This window comes from Streptomyces mangrovi, assembly GCF_900114215.1.
Lineage (GTDB): Bacteria > Actinomycetota > Actinomycetes > Streptomycetales > Streptomycetaceae > Streptomyces > Streptomyces barkulensis.
In genome coordinates this window covers 12,780-30,368 of sequence record NZ_FOSG01000014.1, presented here as the reverse complement: position 1 = coordinate 30,368, position 17,589 = coordinate 12,780, and the positions used below count along the sequence as shown (strand labels likewise).

Annotated in this window: 21 protein-coding genes; 11 read left to right on the top strand and 10 right to left on the bottom strand. The window is 72.7% G+C overall.

Features of this window, described 5'->3' with window-relative positions; genetic code table 11:
* Positions 1 to 30: 30 nt before the first annotated feature.
* The 4 genes from BM237_RS19220 to BM237_RS19205 form a co-directional block, all read right to left on the bottom strand.
* Positions 31 to 435 (bottom strand): hypothetical protein, encoded by a 405-nt coding sequence (locus BM237_RS19220; RefSeq protein WP_093850940.1) that lies wholly within the window; start codon positions 433 to 435, stop codon positions 31 to 33.
* A gap of 173 nt (positions 436 to 608) precedes the next feature.
* Positions 609 to 809, bottom strand: a complete 201-nt coding sequence (locus tag BM237_RS19215; RefSeq protein ID WP_093850939.1) for a DUF397 domain-containing protein — start codon at positions 807 to 809, stop codon at positions 609 to 611.
* A gap of 20 nt (positions 810 to 829) precedes the next feature.
* Positions 830 to 1,030, bottom strand: coding sequence for a DUF397 domain-containing protein (locus tag BM237_RS19210; RefSeq protein WP_093850938.1), 201 nt, complete (start codon positions 1,028 to 1,030; stop codon positions 830 to 832).
* Between the two features lie 11 nt (positions 1,031 to 1,041).
* The gene (locus tag BM237_RS19205; protein WP_093850937.1) at positions 1,042 to 1,896 is read right to left on the bottom strand and encodes a helix-turn-helix domain-containing protein; all 855 of its coding nucleotides are present in this window, start codon (positions 1,894 to 1,896) and stop codon (positions 1,042 to 1,044) included.
* 253 nt (positions 1,897 to 2,149) lie between these two features.
* Between BM237_RS19205 and BM237_RS19200 the strand changes: the two genes are divergently transcribed.
* Together BM237_RS19200 and BM237_RS19195 are read left to right on the top strand one after the other, a co-directional pair.
* Complete coding sequence (locus BM237_RS19200) at positions 2,150 to 2,581, top strand: ATP-binding protein (RefSeq protein WP_093850936.1); 432 nt, start codon at positions 2,150 to 2,152, stop codon at positions 2,579 to 2,581.
* Entirely contained in the window at positions 2,578 to 3,057 is a 480-nt protein-coding gene (locus tag BM237_RS19195) for a hypothetical protein (protein WP_139238130.1), read from the top strand. The genes BM237_RS19200 and BM237_RS19195 overlap by 4 nt, the downstream gene beginning before the upstream one ends.
* A gap of 93 nt (positions 3,058 to 3,150) precedes the next feature.
* On the opposite strand, the gene BM237_RS19190 is transcribed toward BM237_RS19195, so the two are convergent.
* Positions 3,151 to 3,993 carry an alpha/beta fold hydrolase gene (locus BM237_RS19190; RefSeq protein WP_093850934.1) on the bottom strand — a complete coding sequence of 281 codons (843 nt, stop codon included), beginning with the start codon at positions 3,991 to 3,993 and terminating at the stop codon, positions 3,151 to 3,153.
* A gap of 91 nt (positions 3,994 to 4,084) precedes the next feature.
* Here BM237_RS19190 and BM237_RS19185 point away from each other — a divergent pair, with 91 nt between their 5' ends.
* Positions 4,085 to 4,672, top strand: a complete 588-nt coding sequence (locus tag BM237_RS19185) for a TetR/AcrR family transcriptional regulator (protein WP_093850933.1) — start codon at positions 4,085 to 4,087, stop codon at positions 4,670 to 4,672.
* Between the two features lie 93 nt (positions 4,673 to 4,765).
* Here BM237_RS19185 and BM237_RS19180 read toward each other — a convergent pair whose 3' ends face one another.
* Entirely contained in the window at positions 4,766 to 5,707 is a 942-nt protein-coding gene (locus tag BM237_RS19180; protein WP_093850932.1) for an MBL fold metallo-hydrolase, read from the bottom strand.
* Between the two features lie 279 nt (positions 5,708 to 5,986).
* On the opposite strand from BM237_RS19180, the gene BM237_RS19175 reads away from it, so the two are divergent.
* From BM237_RS19175 to BM237_RS19165, 3 genes are all read left to right on the top strand, one after another.
* On the top strand, positions 5,987 to 6,328 hold the full coding sequence (locus BM237_RS19175; RefSeq protein ID WP_245793768.1) for a hypothetical protein: 342 nt from the start codon (positions 5,987 to 5,989) through the stop codon (positions 6,326 to 6,328).
* A 66-nt stretch (positions 6,329 to 6,394) separates the two neighbouring features.
* Positions 6,395 to 7,405, top strand: coding sequence for an ATP-grasp ribosomal peptide maturase (tgmB, locus tag BM237_RS19170; protein ID WP_245793767.1), 1,011 nt, complete (start codon positions 6,395 to 6,397; stop codon positions 7,403 to 7,405).
* Positions 7,402 to 8,631 carry a methyltransferase domain-containing protein gene (locus BM237_RS19165; protein WP_245793766.1) on the top strand — a complete coding sequence of 410 codons (1,230 nt, stop codon included), beginning with the start codon at positions 7,402 to 7,404 and terminating at the stop codon, positions 8,629 to 8,631. The genes tgmB and BM237_RS19165 overlap by 4 nt, the downstream gene beginning before the upstream one ends.
* 103 nt (positions 8,632 to 8,734) lie before the next feature.
* Here BM237_RS19165 and metG read toward each other — a convergent pair whose 3' ends face one another.
* Positions 8,735 to 10,351 (bottom strand): methionine--tRNA ligase, encoded by a 1,617-nt coding sequence (metG, locus tag BM237_RS19160; protein WP_093850930.1) that lies wholly within the window; start codon positions 10,349 to 10,351, stop codon positions 8,735 to 8,737.
* Positions 10,352 to 10,644: 293 nt separating this feature from the next.
* On the opposite strand from metG, the gene BM237_RS19155 reads away from it, so the two are divergent.
* Positions 10,645 to 12,732, top strand: coding sequence for a PhoX family protein (locus tag BM237_RS19155; protein ID WP_093850929.1), 2,088 nt, complete (start codon positions 10,645 to 10,647; stop codon positions 12,730 to 12,732).
* A 150-nt stretch (positions 12,733 to 12,882) separates the two neighbouring features.
* A complete protein-coding gene (locus BM237_RS19150) occupies positions 12,883 to 13,146 on the top strand; it encodes a GlsB/YeaQ/YmgE family stress response membrane protein (protein ID WP_093850928.1) in 264 nt (87 codons plus the stop codon).
* A 263-nt stretch (positions 13,147 to 13,409) separates the two neighbouring features.
* Here BM237_RS19150 and BM237_RS19145 read toward each other — a convergent pair whose 3' ends face one another.
* The 3 genes from BM237_RS19145 to lepB form a co-directional block, all read right to left on the bottom strand.
* Positions 13,410 to 13,634, bottom strand: coding sequence for a hypothetical protein (locus BM237_RS19145; protein ID WP_093850927.1), 225 nt, complete (start codon positions 13,632 to 13,634; stop codon positions 13,410 to 13,412).
* A gap of 282 nt (positions 13,635 to 13,916) precedes the next feature.
* Positions 13,917 to 14,654, bottom strand: coding sequence for a hypothetical protein (locus BM237_RS19140; protein ID WP_093850926.1), 738 nt, complete (start codon positions 14,652 to 14,654; stop codon positions 13,917 to 13,919).
* A gap of 159 nt (positions 14,655 to 14,813) precedes the next feature.
* Positions 14,814 to 15,485: a signal peptidase I gene (lepB, locus tag BM237_RS19135; RefSeq protein ID WP_093850925.1), complete on the bottom strand. Its 672-nt coding sequence runs from the start codon at positions 15,483 to 15,485 to the stop codon at positions 14,814 to 14,816.
* 159 nt (positions 15,486 to 15,644) lie between these two features.
* Here lepB and BM237_RS19130 point away from each other — a divergent pair, with 159 nt between their 5' ends.
* The 3 genes from BM237_RS19130 (at position 15,645) to BM237_RS19120 (ending at position 17,555) form a co-directional block, all read left to right on the top strand.
* The gene (locus tag BM237_RS19130; RefSeq protein ID WP_093850924.1) at positions 15,645 to 16,196 is read left to right on the top strand and encodes a SigE family RNA polymerase sigma factor; all 552 of its coding nucleotides are present in this window, start codon (positions 15,645 to 15,647) and stop codon (positions 16,194 to 16,196) included.
* Entirely contained in the window at positions 16,189 to 16,770 is a 582-nt protein-coding gene (locus BM237_RS19125) for a hypothetical protein (RefSeq protein ID WP_093850923.1), read from the top strand. The genes BM237_RS19130 and BM237_RS19125 overlap by 8 nt, the downstream gene beginning before the upstream one ends.
* 176 nt (positions 16,771 to 16,946) lie before the next feature.
* Complete coding sequence (locus BM237_RS19120) at positions 16,947 to 17,555, top strand: hypothetical protein (protein ID WP_093850922.1); 609 nt, start codon at positions 16,947 to 16,949, stop codon at positions 17,553 to 17,555.
* Positions 17,556 to 17,589: the final 34 nt, after the last annotated feature.

Sequence of the window (17,589 nt, the reverse complement as noted above, 5' to 3'; positions counted from 1 at the left end):
GGCGAGCCGGGCCCGCCGGGGCGGGCCCGCTCAGCCGTCGGATGCGTCGTCTCCCGCAGGACGGCTCAGGAGCTGGGAGACACGCTGCGGTGAGACCCCGAGCACTTGGGCCATGTCACGCCCCGTGAGCCCCGCTTCCCGCAGCCTTCGCGCCGTCTCGCGCAGCTGCGCAGCCGCCCGCACCTGCGCTTTGTGCGCGTCGACCGTGGCCTGTACGGCTGAACGGACCGCAGGGGACAGCTCCGGTCCGAGGTCGAAGCTCATGGCCACCTGGACCGAGTCCGGAGGCTCGTTCGTCGCCTGGGAGATGGCCTGCCGCGCCACGTCCAGAGCTCCGTGCAGGCCTTTGGTCCACACAGGTTCCATGTCCGTGTCGCGGACGTGTAGTTGCCATCCGCCGGTGACTCGCCGGGCAATGACTCGGTACATGTCCATGGGGTGGCCTCCTTTGCGCCCACAGAGAATCTAGCCCCTCTGGACTCTAACGTCTAGAGGGGATAGATGGTGCGTCGTGTCCCCTGCGCGGAGCCGTTGCCCGGCCCGTCCGGCCTTCGTGTCACGGGCCCACGTACCGCGCCCGGCGGGCCTTGGTGTCCCCGGGCCGGTGCTCAGTCGACGAAGTGGTCGAACTCGCCGGCCTTGATGCCCTTGAGGAAGGCGTCGAGCTTGGCGGGCGTGGTGACGACGATCTCGTCGGGCTTGCTGCTCTCGCGCATGAGGACGCGATCGCCGTCCCGGGCGATCTCGATGCAGTTGTTCCCGCCGCCTTGGCCGCAGGACGCGGCGTACCACTCGATGGGTGCGGACATGTCGGGCTCGCCCTCCGAGGTCAGTGTGTGAGGTGGTCGAGTTCGCCTGCCTTGGCGCTGAGTATCAGCGCCCGCAGCGCGGCGGTCGTGGTGGCGATGGTCTGCCCGGGCCGCTCGCTCTCGCGGAGCCGGATCGCCCCGGCGTCGGAGCGAAGCTCCACGCAGTTGTTCCCGCCTTCTCCGCCACAGAAAGAAGACTTCTGCCACGCCTGCTCAAGCATTCCTTCGCCTCTCAAAGCTGCTGGATGACTTCCCTGATGAAGTCTCGTGACTTCCTGACGCTCAAGGCTCTTTTCTCCATCCTGGAGAACATGCTTCGGTAAGCCTTCAGATGAGTGTCCGCGTCAAGAAAGACCGGACCGAGTGTTGAGTCCAAGTGGACGGTGTCGAGTTGTTCGACCGGGCCGCCCGCGTACAGAACGGCCTGCCCCGATCCAGCGAAGCCATCTGCTTCGAACGGAATCACGCGTACCGAGAACCTGGGGTGCTCGGACATGTCCACCAGGTGGTCAAGCTGTGAACGGGTCACCTCTCTGCCGCCGAAACGCATGCGCAGGGCGGCTTCGTGCACCAAGGCTTTGTATTCGAAGGGTTCTTCCCGGTCCAAGATGTTTGCGCGTTGGATTCGATGCTCAACCCGTGCTTCCTTCTGTTCCCTTGAAAGCCTGTATGGGGATCCGAACTCGAATACTGCCTGCGCGTACTCCTCCGTCTGAGCGATTCCTGGCACGTGCGTGATCTGGTAGGTGTGCAGGTATGCGGAATGGTGCTCCAGTTCCGCAACGTCCAGGAACCCCGGTGACAAGATGCCCCGGTACTTCTCCCACCAGCCTTTGGTGCGGTCCTTGGCCATCGAGACGAGCGACTCAACGTACGCCTGGTCTTCGCAACCGTAGGCGCTGGCCAGGAACCGCACCCGGTCGGCGCTGACGCCGAAGCGGGCGGTCTCGACCTGGCTGATCTTCGTGTGGTCGATGCCGAGGATCGCGGCGGCCTCGCGGGCGTTGTACCCGGCCGCCTCCCTCATCTTGCGCAGCTCGGTGCCAAGTCGCCGTTGCCGGGCGGTCGTCACTGTCCTCGGTGGCATGGCGACAGTCTGCCCTCTTACGAGTGAAGTGGTCCAAGGGGATCCACATGGATCCGCGCGAATCGGTAGTCATGTTTATCCCGAGTGTCCTATGGTCCTCGGTAGCGCAGCGTGAACACCAGTGAACCCGCAGTGCAGTTGACCTCCCCTGCCCGCGTACCGACGTGGGCGGGGGAGGGCGGCCGAGCCACGGTGGTGGGCGCGCGTGCTTCGCAGACGAGACGCAAGCGAACCGCGTTGGGAGAAGACGCAGATGACCGTGACCGCACCCGGCAGACCCGCCACCGCCGTCTACCGGCTGACCGCGCCCGCCCTGCCCACCACCCCGAGAGTCGCCCGCGACGCGGTCGCGGCGTGGCTGTGCGCCGCCGGGCACCACGGGCTGCTGGACACCGCCCGCACGCTGGTCAGCGACGTGGTGACGAACGTCGTCGTGCACACCCGCGTACCCCACCTGTGGGTCGGGGCCGCCGTCACGCGGCTGGGCGCGGTCGTCTCCGTGTGGGACGGCGACCAGAGCGGCGTGCCCCGCCCGCGCCACGCGGCCGAGGACGACACCGGCGGGCGCGGGCTGTTCCTGGTGGAGGCGCTCAGCCACGCCTGGGGTGTGAGCTGGACCGGCGGGGCGGAACCGGCCGGGAAACGGGTCTGGTTCGAGCTGCGCGCCTCGCGCGAGGGGACGTGAGCGCGATGGACTTCACCGCCCTGTGTCTGGGTGCGCTGATCATGACCGTCAGTGCGGCGCTGACCGGCTTCGCCGTGGCCGCAGCCCGCACCTCCGGCGGTGTCGGCGGCGTGTGGTGCGAGGTCACCGTCCTGGACGCGGACACCCACCGGGAGTGGCTGCTCGACTGCCACCGGGCCCGCAACCCCCGCCGTGCCCTGCGCTGGATACGCGCCCAGGCCCCGCGCCTGGCCGACCGCATCGACCCGCCCCCGGACGCGCCCTGGGCCGCGCCCGGCACGGTCCGCCCGTACGGGCCCGGCGAGCCGTACGACCCCGGCGGGCCGGACCCCGCCGCCGTCCTGCGGCGCCGGCCGTCGGACGGGATCGCGGACCGCGAGGCCCTGCGGGTCCTGGAGGACGGCGGCCTCCACGTCCTCACCGCGCCGGACGGGGACGGCCTGCGCTACCGCCTCTCCGCCCGCGCCCTGCGCTGATGTTTTGCTCAGAGGCTCCGACGCCCGGAGGCCGGGCCCGCCTCGCGGCGAGCCCGGCCCCTGAACCCCGCACCCGGACCGCCCGTCGGACGGTCACTTGCCGACGAAGGCCAGCAGGGCCTCGTTGACCTCGGTGGCGTGCGTCCACAGCAGGCCGTGCGGCGCGCCGTCCACCTCGACGTACTCCGCCTCCGGGAAGGCCTTGTGGAAGGGGCGCCCGGTGGAGTCGACGGGCAGGATGTTGTCGCCGGTGCCGTGCAGGATCAGGGAGGGCTTGCCGGCGGCGCGGACGGCGGCCACGTCCTCGCGGAAGTCCTCGATCCAGGCGGGGACCACCGCGTAGGCGGCGGCGGGCGCGGAGGAGGTGGCGGTGTTCCAGCCGGCGGTGACGACCTCCTGGCTGATGCGGGTGCCGAGGTTCTCGTCCAGGTTGTAGAAGTCCTTGAAGAACTGGGTGTACCAGGCGTAGCGGTCGGCGCGGGCGGCCTCCTCGATGCCCTCGAAGACCGAGCGCGGCACCCCGCCGGGGTTGTCGTCGGTCTGCACCAGGAACGGCTCCAGCGAGGCCAGGAAGGCCAGCTTGGCGATCCGCTCGTGGCCGTAGGTCTTCACGTAGCGGGCCAGTTCGCCGGTGCCCATGGAGAAGCCGACCAGGATGACGTCGCGCAGGTCCAGCGTCTCCAGGAGGGTGTTCAGGTCGGCGGCGAAGGTGTCGTAGTCGTATCCCTCGCCGACCTTGCTGGACTGCCCGAAGCCGCGGCGGTCGTAGGTGATGACGCGGTACCCGGCCGCCAGCAGCTCCCTGGTCTGGAGCTCCCAGCTGTGGCCGCTGAGCGGGTAGCCGTGGATGAGGACGACCGGCTGACCCGATCCCTGGTCCTCGTAGTACAGCTCGATGTCGGTGGTGTTCTCGCTGCCGACCTTGACGTAGCCCATGGGAGCATCCTCTCCGCTGCGGAGAACGGTCGTTCTCTCGCTCTGTCGACTACAGTAGAGAACGTTGGTTCTCTTTGCAAGGGGAGTTCTCGTGATCGATGAGCAGACAGCGCGCGAACGGGTGGTGACCGCGGCCGACCGGCTCTTCTACGCCCGGGGGGTGCAGGCCGTCGGGATGGACGCCGTCCGAGGCGAGTCGGGCGTCTCGCTCAAGCGCATCTACGCGCTGTTCCCCTCCAAGGAGGAGCTGATCGTCGCCGTCCTGCGGCACCGCACGGACCGCTGGAACGCCGGCATCACCGATGCGGTCGGCGGGGCCGGGACGCCGCGCGAGAGGCTGCTGGCCGTCTTCGACTTCCTGGCCGACTGGTTCCGCGAGGACGACTTCCGGGGCTGCGCCTTCATCAACGTGTTCGGTGAGCTGGGCGGCGGCAGCGACCGGATCGCCGGGGCGGTGCGCGAGCAGAAGGAGTCCTTCGGGCGCGAGGTGGCCGGACTGGTCCGGGCCGCGGGCGGCCCGGACCATCTCGCACCCCAGCTCGTACTGCTCGCCGAGGGCGCCCAGACCACGGCCGCCATATCGCGCGACCCGGACATGGCGGGCCACGCCCGCGCCGCCGCCGACACCCTCATCCGGTGCGCGCTGGACGATGTCGGGGAGCCGGCCACGACGGCGTGAGCGGCGTGAGCGCGGTGCGCGCCCCGGCGGGCGGACGGACCTGGCTGTCCCGGCCGCCGGGGCCGCCCGGGCCGTACGCCCGCCGGGGGGCCGTCACCAGCGGATCGCCCTGAAGTCCACCGGGCGCTGCGTCAACTCCCCTGCTCGCAGGGCCAGTTGACGCAGTCGCTCGGTCATCTCACCGGCGGGCAGGTGCCGTCGGTCGCCGTGGCCGGGCAGCAGCCACTCGAAGCTGATCCGTCCCGCCACCCGCTCCAGGGAGGCGGCCAGCTCCTCCACGGAGTACCAGGTGACGGTGTCGAAGACCTCGATGTCGCCCGTGGTGCGCGACCAGTGGAAGCTGTCGCCGGTGAAGCAGTACCGGTCGTCCGCCAGATAGAGCACGCTGCCCTCGGTGTGCCCGGGCAGGGGGTGGGCGACCATGCCGTCGGCGATCTCCACCGGCTCCGTGCCGCGCAGTACGCGGTCGGCGTCGGGGGCGGAGTCGAGGTCGCCCTCGTGGATCCACAGCCGCGCGCCGAAGCCGTCGGCGTACTGGCGGCCGTGCGCGGCGTGGTCGCGGTGGGTGAGCAGCACGTCGGTGACGGGGCCCAGCTTCTCGTACCGCCTGGCCAGGGACGGGCTCCAGCGCGGGGTGTCCACCATCATCACGGTGCCGTCGGGGCGGCGCAGTAGATAGGAGTTGGCGCCGGCCGTCTGCCGGGAGTTGTGCCCGCACAGGTACACGGCACTGTCCGGGCCGTCCGTGCCGTCCGTGCCGTCCGTGCCGTCCGTGCCGTCCCCGGCGTCCAGCGGCATCGGGAACGGGTCGGGAACCTCCTCCAGCCGCCCGCCCGGTGGATGGACGGACCGGGTGTGGCAGGCGTGCGCGGCGGCGTGGAGCCGTTTTGCCTCGGCCCGGTCGCGCGGCTCGCGCAGCACGACCGAGCGGCCACCCGCCTCGCCGATCAGACCGGGCGCGAGCTGCCTGGCCACATCGCAGTTCGTGCACCGCTCGTCCACCCGCCAGCCGTCCGCTAACCGCTCCCCGGCCATGTCCGCTCCTCTCCTCGGCGCGTCCGCCCACCGGACGCCCGCCCCAGGGGTATCCCACGCCGTGCGGCCGGGGAAAGGGGGCGAAAGGTCCCGCGCGCGGTCAGCCACAGCCCGGCTCTCCGCGAGACCCGGCGCGGGCCGCGGACCCGCGAAACCGAATGCCTGCCGGTTCGTTGGCCTGTACGGGCCGGGCTATGGCCGGAAAACCGGCTTACGGCCGCCGTCGGGCGGAGAAAACCCAAAGGGGGGTTTCCGTCCCTCCGAAGCGAAGGGGGAGTCATGACCATGACATTTATGCCCGGTGAGCGCACCGGGACGGGCCTGGTCCTGGACAGGCCCGAGGACAGGTTTCCGCTGGACCGGGGGACGGCCCCGGACCTGCCGGACCTGACCGGTCTGCGGGGCCCGGCGCCGCTGGCCTTCCGGTTCCTGACCGCCACCACCGGTTCGGGAGGTGTGCTGCCGCAGGACATCGCCTACGACGAGGAGACGCAGACCGGCGTCTACCAGGGTCTTCCGCCGGGGGTGTTCATGACCAGGAACCCGCCGAAGACCTTCGGGCCCACCGAGCCCACCGGCGAGATGGACGCGCCGGACGACCCGGGCCCGAGCGACGACTGACGGCCGGTGCCCGATGACGGACGGCTCGGGATGACCGCGCCCGGGACGACTACGTCCGGGCCGGCCGTGTCCGGGACGGTCCTGGTGCTGACGGGCCGCTTCGACCCCACCGCGGACCTGGTGGTCGAGGAGCTGAACCGGCGGGCCGTGCCCGTCTTCCGCACCGATGTCGCGGACTTCCCGCTGAGGCTGTCGCTGGCCGCGCGCCTCGGCGGGAGGACCGAGGAGGCCGGTCGGGCCGGAGAGGGCGGGCATGCGGCCGGGAGGGCGTGGAGCGGCACCCTGCGCACCGGGCGCCGGACGCTGGACCTGCGGGACGTGCGCAGCGTCTACTACCGCAGGCCCGCCCGCCCCCGCTTCCCCGACGGGATGTCGCCGGACGCCCGCAGGGTGGCCGAACGGGAGGCCCGGCGGGGCTTCGGCGGGCTGCTGGCGGCGCTGCCGGTCCGGTGGCTGCCGCCCCCGGGCAGAGCGGCCGACGCCGAGTACAAGCCCCTGCAACTGCGCGTCGCGGCCGAGTCCGGACTGTCCGTGCCGCGCACGCTGATCACCAACGACCCCGGCGCGGCCAGGGAGTTCGGTGAGGAGGCCGGCGGCCGGGTGGTGTTCAAACCCTTCACCCCCGTGCGCGGCACCGTCGGCGGGAGGTCGGCGGCCGTCTACACCAGCATCGTCGGCCCCGCGGAACTCGGCCACCCCGACGTCGCCACCACGGCGCACCTGTTCCAGGAATGGGTGCCCAAGGCGTACGAGGTGCGGCTGACGGCCGTGGGCGGGCGGCTGTTCGCCGCCGAGATCCACACGGACTCGCCGGCCGGACACGTGGACTGGCGCAGCGACTACGACAGCCACAGATACCGGTTGTGCGAGCCGCCGCCGGCCGTCGCGGCCGGAGTACGCCGGATGATGGACACCCTCGGCCTGCCCTACGGCGCGTTCGACTTCGTCGTCACCCCCGAGGGGCGATGGTGCTTTCTGGAGATCAATCCGAGCGGGCAGTTCGGTTTCGTGGAGCAGGCGACCGGGCTGCCGATCACGGCCGCCGTCGCCGACTGGCTGGAAGGGAAAGGGACGTGAGACCGCACGGGGGCGACGAGCACGGCGAGCACTGGGAGAACGGGGGGCACGGCGAGCACGGGGAACGCGGGGAACTGGTCGAGGCGCGGGTCGGCATGGTGCGGCGGATGGACGAGGGCGGCGTGGTGCTCTCCTCGCGGCTGGCCGAGGTCTTCCTGAACGTGCCGCGCCACCGGTTCGTCCCGGTCTTCTACCGCCGGGACGGCGACCGCTTCCTGCCCTGCCGCCGCGGGGGCGGGGACGCCGGTGGGTGGGCGGCGCGGGTGTACGCGGACGACTCCCTGATCACCGAGGTGGACGGGCTCCACGCGGAGGACGCGGGGGAGCGGGCCGTCACCGGTGTGCCCACCTCCTCCTCGACCGCGCCGAGCCTGATGGCCGACATGCTCGACGCCCTCGACACCGAGCCGGGTGCGCGGGTGCTGGAGGTCGGCACGGGCACCGGCTACAACGCGGCGCTGCTGTGCCGGCTGGCCGGTACGGAGAACGTGGTGACCGTGGACGTCTCCGAACGCCTCACCGCCGCGGCGCGGGAGCGGCTGGGCGGCCTGGGGATGTCGCCGGTGGTGGAGACGGCCGACGGCGCGGCGGGCGCCCCGGGGCACGCGCCGTTCGACCGGATCATCGCCACCTGCTCGGTGCGGCGCGTGCCCGCCGCCTGGACCGACCAGTGCGCGACGGGCGGGATCATGGTGGTCCCGCTCAAGGGGACGCTGGCCGGAGGGGCGCTGGCCCGGCTGACCAAGCTCGCGGACGGCACGGCCGCCGGGCACCTCCTGCACACCCCGGCGGCCTTCATGCCGCTGCTGTCCGGCCCCCGCCCGGCGCCGCCCCCGTCCGGCCCGGAGGGCGGGCGCGGCCGGGAGACGCCGCTGTCCGGCGGCGTGCTGGACGACTGGACGTTCTCCTTCTTCGCCCAGCTCCACCTGGGGCCCGGCGTCGAACGCGAACACCACCGCGCCGCCGACGGCACCCACACCACCGTCCTGTACGACCCCGCCGACGGCTCCCGCGCGCGGGTGGCCGACCACGGGGACGGGCGCGCCGGCGCGGCGGTCGCCGCCGCCGGACCCCGGGACCTGTGGGCGGTGGTCGAGCGCGCCCACCGGCGCTGGCGGGAGCTGAACCGGCCCCGCCGCGAGTGGTTCACCGTCCGCGTCACACCCCGGGGCCAGACCATGTCCTACACCTCCCCCGCCGGCCGCATCCACACCTGGGAGTTGTGAGCGTCCGGCGCCCCGGCGGAGGGCCGTACGCGCCGCGGCCCCCGGCCGCACCCGCAGGAGCGGGGCGGCCGGGGGTCAGGAAGCGGGGCGGCCGGGCGCCGCCTTACGCGCTCTTGGGCTCCTCCAGGCGCGGGAAGAGCGCCTGGCCCTTGGTGACCCGGGTGCCCGCCGGGAGCAGGCCCCAGGCGCCGGCGTCCTGGACGCGCTGGTCGGCCAGGGCGCCCAGCGCGGGCTCCGCGCCGAGGGAGTCCCACAGCAGGCCGGAGGTGCGCGGCATCACCGGGTTGAGCAGGACCGCGCAGGCGCGCAGCGACTCGGCGGCGGTGTAGAGGATCGTCGCCAGCCGCTCCTGGGCCTCGGGCGAGGTGTCCTTGGCGACCTTCCACGGCTCCTGCTCGGTGAGGTAGCCGTTGACCTGCTTGACGAAGTCGAAGACCGCCGCGATGCCGCCCGCGAAGTCCAGCTCGTCGCCGATGCGGCGGTCGGCCTCGGCCACGGCCTTCGCCATGCCCTCCCGGATCGCCTGCTCGGCCCCGCCGTCCGCCTTGGACTCCGGCAGCAGCCCGTCGAAGTACTTGTTCACCATGGCGGCCACGCGCGAGGCGAGGTTGCCGTAGTCGTTGGCCAGCTCGCTGGTGTAGCGGTGGGTGAAGTCCTCCCAGGAGAAGGAGCCGTCCTGGCCGAAGGCGATGGCGCGCAGGAAGTACCAGCGGTAGGCGTCCACGCCGAAGTGCTCGGTGAGCTGCTGCGGCGAGATGCCCGTCAGGTTGGACTTGCTCATCTTCTCGCCGCCGACCATCAGCCAGCCGTTGGCGGCGACCTTGCCCGGCAGCGGCAGGCCCTGCGCCATCAGCATCGCGGGCCAGATCACCGCGTGGAAGCGGAGGATGTCCTTGCCCACCAGGTGGACGTCGGCGGGGAAGGTCTCCTCGAACTTCGCCTGGTCGAGGCCGTAGCCGACGGCGGTGGCGTAGTTCATCAGGGCGTCGATCCACACGTAGATCACGTGCTTGTCGTCCCAGGGGATCTTCACGCCCCAGTCGAAGGTGGAGCGGGAGATCGACAGGTCCTCGAGGCCCTGGCGGACGATGTTGACGACCTCGTTGCGCGCCGACTCGGGCTGGATGAACTCCGGGTGCCTCTCGTAGTGCTCCAGGAGTTTGGGCCCGTACTCGGAGAGCTTGAAGAAGTAGTTCTCCTCCTGGAGCATCTCCACGGGCTTCTTGTGGATCGGGCAGAGCTTCTCGCCCGCCCACTCACCCTCGCCCTCCAGCAGGTCGCCGGGGGACTTGTACTCCTCGCAGCCCACGCAGTACGGGCCCTCGTACTCGCCCTTGTAGATCTCGCCCTTGTCGTACAGGTCCTGCACGAACTCCTGGACGCGGGCGGTGTGCCGCTGCTGCGTGGTGCGGATGAAGTCGTCGTTCGCGATCTCAAGGTGCTCCCAGAGGGGCTTCCACGCCTCCTCCACGAGCTTGTCGCACCACTCCTGCGGGGTGACCCCGTTGGCCTCGGCGGTGCGCATGATCTTCTGACCGTGCTCGTCCGTGCCGGTGAGGTACCACACCTTCTCGCCGCGCTGGCGGTGCCAGCGGGTGAGCACGTCGCCTGCGACGGTCGTGTAGGCGTGGCCCAGGTGCGGAGCGTCGTTGACGTAGTAGATGGGGGTCGTGACGTAGAACGCCTTCGCCCCCTGCTGCTCTTTTCCAGTGGCCGCCATGGGGAAATCCTAACGGCCCGGGGCCGTGCGGCCGGTCCGGATATCGCCGCGCGCGGGGGTGCCGGGAGGGCCGGGGGAAGGGCGGCGCGGGGGGGTGCCGGCACCGGGTGCGCCGCTGCGGCGACCGTACGGATCCGGCCACGGCGGACGCGCCGGCGACCGTCGGGCAGCCGCCGGACGGCCTGCCGATTCCACGGGTCGGATTCACCCTACGTTTACCGTGCGGTCGCCCCCCGTCGTGCCCGCGCGCCTAGCGTCCGACACGCGTAGACACGGAACATCCGGAGGGGACCATGCGCAAACTGCTGCCGCTGATCGGTTCGCATCCCGGCGGGAGAGCCGCCCTGACCTGCCGCTACCGCTGCGGCGACGCCTGCTTCCACGAGGTGCCCAACACCAGCGGCAACGAGTACGCCGGCGACGTCATCGCCGCCGCCCTCTCCCGCCGCTCGGTGCTGCGCGCCGGCGCCGTCGTCGGCGCCACCGCCGCCGCCGGGGCGGCGGTCGGTATCGGCCAGGCGCCCGAGGCATCCGCGAAGCCCCCCGTCGTACCGGGCAAGGGCTGGGAGAAGGGGCGCGGCAAGATCCGTGGGGCGGCGCGCGGTCTGCGCTTCGCGCCCGTCGCGCCGAACACCGCCGACGCGGTGACCGTCCCCGAGGGCTACGCGCAGAACGTCGTCATCCGCTGGGGTGACCCGATCCTGCGCGGCGCGCCCGCCTTCGACCCGGAGAAGCAGAGCGCGAAGGCGCAGGCCGGCCAGTTCGGCTACAACAACGACTTCCTCACCCTGCTGCCGCTCAAGGGCGAGCGCGGGCGCCAGGTGCTCTTCGCCAACCACGAGTACACCGACGAAGAGCTGATGTTCCCCGGCTACGACGGCGACAACCCCACGCGCGAGCAGGTGGAGATCGCCTGGGCCGCGCACGGTCTGTCCGTCGTCGTGGTGGAGGAGGACCGCCGCACGGGGAAGCTCACGGCCGTCCCCCGCCACCACCTCAACCGCCGCTTCACCACCGGCAGCGAGTTCCGCCTCACCGGCCCGGCCGCCGGGTCCGACCTGCTGAAGACCTCCGCAGACCCCACCGGCACCAAGGTGCTGGGCACCCTCAACAACTGCGCGGGCGGCACCACCCCCTGGGGCACGGCGCTGTCCGGCGAGGAGAACTTCAACCAGTACTTCGCAGGCGCCGCCTCCGTCACCGACCCGGAGGTGAAGGCCAGGCTCAGGCGGTACGGCATGAGCGGCGGCGCGTCGGGGCGCAAGTGGGAGCGGTTCGACGACCGCTTCGACCTCACCAAGGAGCCCAACGAGGCCAACCGCTTCGGCTGGGTCGTCGAGGTGGACCCGTACGACCCCGACTCCGTCCCGCGCAAGCGCACCGCGCTGGGTCGCTTCAAGCACGAGGCCGCCGAGCCCCGCCTGACCGCCGACGGCCGCCCGGTCGTCTACATGGGCGACGACGAGCGCTTCGACTACTTCTACAAGTTCGTCTCCTCCAAGCGCATGATGAAGGGGAACAGCCGCGCCGCCCGCGAGCACAACCTCACGCTGCTGGACGAGGGCACCCTCTACGTGGCGAAGCTGACCGGCGACAGCCCGGCCGCCGAGATCGACGGCAGCGGAAAGCTGCCCTCCGACGGCGAGTTCGACGGTTCCGGCGTGTGGATCCCGCTGGCCACCGGCACCACCTCCCACGTCCCCGGCATGAGCGCCGAGGAGGTCTACGTCCACACCCGGCTGGCCGCCGACAAGGTGGGCGCCACCAAGATGGACCGCCCCGAGGACGTCCAGCCCAGCCCGCGCACCGGCCGCGTCTACGTGGCGCTGACCAACAACTCCCGGCGCGGCGTGGACTCCAACCCGGCCGCCGACGAGGCCAACCCGCGCAACGCCAACAAGCACGGCCAGGTGCTGGAACTGGCCGAGCACTGGGACGACCCGGCGGCCGACGGCTTCGCCTGGCGCCTGTTCCTGGTCTGCGGCGACCCGGAGGACCCCTCCACCTACTACGGCGGCTTCCCCAAGGACCAGGTCAGCCCGATCTCCTGCCCGGACAACATCGCCTTCGACTCCTACGGCAACCTGTGGCTGTCCACGGACGGCAACGCGCTGGGCTCCAACGACGGCCTGTTCGGCGTGGCCACGGCGGGCGGACGGCGCGGTGAGGTGCGGCAGTTCCTCACGGTGCCCGTCGGCGCCGAGACCTGCGGCCCGATCATTCAGGACCGCCGGGTGCTGGTCGCGGTGCAGCACCCGGGCGAGGTGGACGGCGCCAGCTACGAGCAGCCCGCCTCGGCCTGGCCCGACGGGCCGGGGAAGGTCGTCCGGCCGTCGGTCGTCGCCGTCTGGCGCGAGGACGGACGGGGCATCGGCGCCTGAGCGCGGCGCGGCGGCCCGGCGGTCCGGACCGGTTCCCCGACGTGGGGGCCGGTCCGGACCGCCGGCTTTTGACAACTTGACATGTCCTCGTGTGTGCGAGCCGGGATCGGGAAGGAGGAGGTGAGGAAACCGACCCGAAAGGGTGAAGTCATGGAGATAACCGGCATCATCACCGCGATCGTCATCGGCGTCATCGTCGGTGTGCTGGGGCGGCTGGTCCTGCCGGGCCGCCAGCGCATCGGTGTCCTGTGGACGATCGTGGTCGGTATCGTCGCCGCCCTGATCGGTACGTTCATCGCGGCCGGCATCGGCGTCGCGGACACCGGCGGTGTCGACTGGATCGAGTTGTTCATCCAGATCGGCCTGGCCGCGGCGGGTGTCGCCGCCGTGGAACGCGCCAAGGTCCGCGCCTGACCGGACCCCCTGCCCGCCGGGCCCCGGCGCCCGGTGCCCCCGAGAAGCACCGGCCCGGCGGAAGAGCGGCCCCCACAGCCGCCTTCCGCCGGGCTCTCGGCTGCCTTGGACCGGTCCCACCCGGTCCCGCGGACAGCCGGGAGGCCGGGGGCGGTGCGTGCCCCGGCCTCCGCCGCCTCCGGTGCGACGACCCCGCCCGGCTCCGTCCGAACCCGCCGTGCAGGGCCGACTCCCTCACCCCGGAGCCGGTGTCCGATCCGGGCTCAGCCCGTGTGGTGGTCCCGCTGGAAGAGCGCGGCGTGCTCCAGCACGTCCTCCATCGGGTCGTCGATCTGCCCCGTTGAGATCAGCGCGACGGTCGGCCCGTTGTGCGATCCGTGGTGCGTCTCGTCGGCCCACGCCGACCCGGCACCACCCGGCAGCGCGACCGCCATCACGGCCGCCCCCGCCGCCACCACGCACCCGCGCGTCGTCCGGTTCCGCCTCACCGTGCTTCTCCTCTCGTCCCTCATCCGCTCACGGCAGATCGCCGTTCGCCGTGCATATCTGCCGGTGAGCGGAAAAGTTACGAACGGATTGTGGATCTTGTCCTACGGCGTCCCGTGGTGCGCCCCGTCGTGCGCCCCCGGGAGCACCCGCGCCCCCTCGGCCGCCCCGGCCGGTGCCGCCGCGTACGCGTACGCGGGGCGGATGACTGAGGGGGCGGGGTGGTCCGCTACCAGGCCGGGGCTGCGCTCTTGGCCGGCCCGGCCCCGCGCCCGGGCGCGGACCTACTCGGGGAGGAGTTCGCGGACCCGGGCGCGGAAGGTCCGCCAGCGGCGCTCGTTGCCGTGGACGAGCGCCGCCGACTCGGCCAGCAGATCCGCCGCGCGGTCGAGCAGTTCGGAGGCCGAGTAGAGATAGGCGGGCGCCGTACGCCCGCCGGCCAGGTCCAGGCGGAGGGCGGCCGGGGAGAAGTCGACGCGGGCCAGCAGTTCCAGGGCCCGGCGCAGCAGCCGCGCGATCAGGGAGAGCAGACCGGCGGCCTGCCAGTCGTCGGCGATGATCCGGTGCCGCTCCCCGGCCAGGTCGGCGAGCGCCGGATGGGTGGTCAGGCTCCCGGCCGTCTCCCACGACCGCTCCATGGCGCCCGACAGCCAGGCGCCGGTCTGCTCGCTGTCGTCGGCGAGCAGGCCGAGGTCGCGCCTGAGCCGCTTCAGCTCGGTCGGCTCCTCCCCGTCCTCCATGAAGAGGACGCCGGCCTCGGCGACGAGCCCGGGGGCGTTCAGGTCCTCCGCGCCGGTGAACGCCAGGCCCTCCGCCGGCTCGCCGGCGCCGACCGTGCTCCACCGGTCGGCGAGCGCCTTCAGCACCCGCGAGTGCGCCTGGAGCCCGGCCGCCTGCCGCAGGGGCGCCTGTGCGTAGAACTCCTCGTGCTCGCGGTGGAACCGCGCGAGGTTGTCGACCATGCGCAGCAGCGGCTCGGGAGGGGAGGGCGGTGCTCCGTCCCCGTGCTGGTCGTCGGGCATGCGGGCAGTGTGTACCGGCCCCGCGCGCGGGGCCGGCCGGGCACGCCCGCCGGGGCGGGGCCGGGGCCCGTTCGGCGCAGCGGACCCGGACTCCCGGCTCCCGGCTCGCCGTCGGCCCGCACCCGCCTCGTGTACGGGTGCGCGCCCGTACGCGGTGGCCTACCCCGCGGCCCGCCGCCGGATCAGCGCGACGGCGCCGAGGACCCCTCCGACCAGCGTGAGCACCGCCCCGAGCAGCGCGGTGGCGAGCGGGAGCAGCGGCTCGGCGGTGCTCCCGCCGTCCAGGAGCCTGCCGCGCACGGCGTCGGCGGCGACCGTGCCCGACCGCCCGTCGGAGAGGCGGAAGCGGGAGTCGTACGAGTTGGCGCGGTGGTCGCCGAGCAGGAACAGCCGCCCCTCGGGCACCGTCACGTCGAAGCTCGGCCCCTTCCCGCCGACCGGGTCGCCGTCCTTGACGTACGGCTCGGACAGCGGCTCGCCGTCGACGCTCACCCGGCCTCCGGCGCAGCACGTCACCCGGTCGCCGCCGGTGCCGACGACCCGCTTCATCGCCAGTTCCCCGTTCGGGAACCACCGCGGGTCGGCGAAGAGGACCACATCCCCGGCGCGCACCTCGTCTCCGTCGATCCGCTCGGCGGCGATCCGCTCGCCCTGCCGGTACGTCGGCGACATCGAGTCGGCGGACTGAGTGGCGACCACGTAGCCGGCGCGGAACCAGACGGCGCCCGCCACCACCGTGCCCAGCCCCACGACCAGCAGGACCAGGGCGGCGCGCCCGGCCGTCCACCGCCTCGCTCTCTGTCCGGCTCCCCGCCCGTCCGCGTCCCGCACCGCGTCTCCTGCCGTCGTCCTCCGGGGTACCGGTAGAGGCTAGACGAGCAGGTCCAATCCCCCGTGCCCGGCCACCGGCCCGGGACACCGGACTCGCTCGTCTAGGGTGCGTCCTGTCGTGAGGGAGCCGGGCGGCACGGGCCAGCGTGATGGGCGGGTATGCGACCAGCGGACGAACCACAGGGCCGGGACGCGCGGGAGCGCGCGTTCGACGCCTTCTACGCTTCGAGCGTCAGCCGGCTCATCGGCCAGCTGTACGCCATGACGGGCGATCTCGCCGAGGCGCAGGACGTGGTCCAGGAAGCCTTCGTGCGGGCCTGGGAACGCTGGAGTGAGCTGGATCTGGACAGTGCCCCCGAGGCGTGGGTACGCAAGGTGGCCTGGCGGCTGGCGGTCAGCCGGTGGCGGCGGATGCGCACCGCGCTGGCCTTCGCCCGTCGGCAGGGCCCGCCCGCCGCTGTGCCGCCGCCGGATCCGCACCACGTGCTGCTGGTCCAGGCGTTGCGGCGGATACCCGAGGCGCAGCGGCGTGCGGTGGTGCTCCACCATCTGTGCGACCTGACCGTCGACCAGGTGGCCGCCGAGACCGAAAGCCCCGTGGGCACGGTCAAGGCGCGGCTGAGCCGGGGACGGACGGCGCTGGCGCGGTTGCTGGCCGACACCGAGCTGGATCCGCGGAAGACCGGGTTTTCGGAGGTGCGACATGGCTGACCGGTTGGAAGACCACCTCGCCGATCTCGCCGAGTCGGGCCGGCGGTACGTGGCGCCGCTGGCCGCGGAGCGGATCCGGGCACGCGGTGAGCGACGCCTGCGCCGCAGGCGGGCGGCCGCGGTGTCCGGCGGCGCGCTGCTGAGCGCGGCGCTGGTCCTGGGAGGGCTGTCGCTCGCCTCGGCCCCCCGGGAGCCGGCGGAGCCCGCCGGCCCCCCGACGCCGACCGCCTCGCCGTTCGTGCCGCCCACGCCCGCGCCGGGCGAGGAGTACGCCGGCGAACTGGGCTACGTGTACGGCGCGGTGGCGGAAGGGGACGGCACGGTGCGGGTCACCGTCGAGCGGCTCCGGGCCACCCGGGGAACCGTGGCGCCCACCGGTGTGGTCCACACGCTGGTCCTGCCGGGGAGAACACCGGTGGAGGCACGGCGGCTCACCGGCGGTGAGCCCGCGGACGTGGAGCTGGACCGGCTGGTGGAACCGCTGGCCGACGGGCCCCGGTGGGTGTTCGTCATCGACTACGACAGCGCGGGCCGGGTGCAGTCGCTGCGGGAGGCGTTCTGGCTCGACGGGTGAGCGCGGCGGGCCGTCCTGTTCCAGGAGCCCCCGCCCCGAGCGGGGGAGCCCGGTCCCTCGGAGGGCTCCGGAAGGAGCCGCCGGTGGAAAGTGAGGATCCGGATGCAACCCTCCGGGTGGGGTGGCGCGTAGAGGTCGTGTATCCGGATCACACCTGCCCCCAGGGGGAATTGACCATGCGTTTCTCACACCGCCGGACCTCCGTGCACTGCCTCGCCGCCCTCGCGTTCGGCGCCGCGGCCCTGACCGGCTGCGGCGGCGCGGACGACGGGCGGAAGTCCGCCGCCGAGCCGACGGCGCCGGCGACGCCCTCCGCCTCGCCCACCCCCTCCGCCTCGGCCGCCCCCTCCGCTCCGGCCGGCGAGGAGGCCCCGACCACCGTGCCGAGCGCGGGGTCGGCCCCGGACGGCACTCCGGTGCCGACCGAGGCGGCTCCCTGGGCGGGCACCAAGCAGTTCGTGCAGATCGAGGACGCCTGGACCGACGACGGACGGACCCACCTGTCGGTGCGGCCGGCCCGGAAGGAGGCCATGACGCAGCCGCACGAGGCATGGGTGGTCGTTCCGGGCGAGGGCCCCTACACCACGGTGCCCATGGCCGAGGACGCCCGGGTGCTGCTGTCGGTGCCGCTCGGCGACGACTCGAAGGCCTCTTCGTACTCGCAGGCCGAGTTCGTCAGCCGGCTGAAGGCCCAGTCGTCCGAGGTCCTCCCGCTGGTCGGCTATGACCTGAGCTTCGACGGAGAGGGCCGGGTAACCAGGGTGCGGTCGCTGTACACCTCCTGACCGATGCGCCGCCCCCGCCCGGTCACGGCACGGC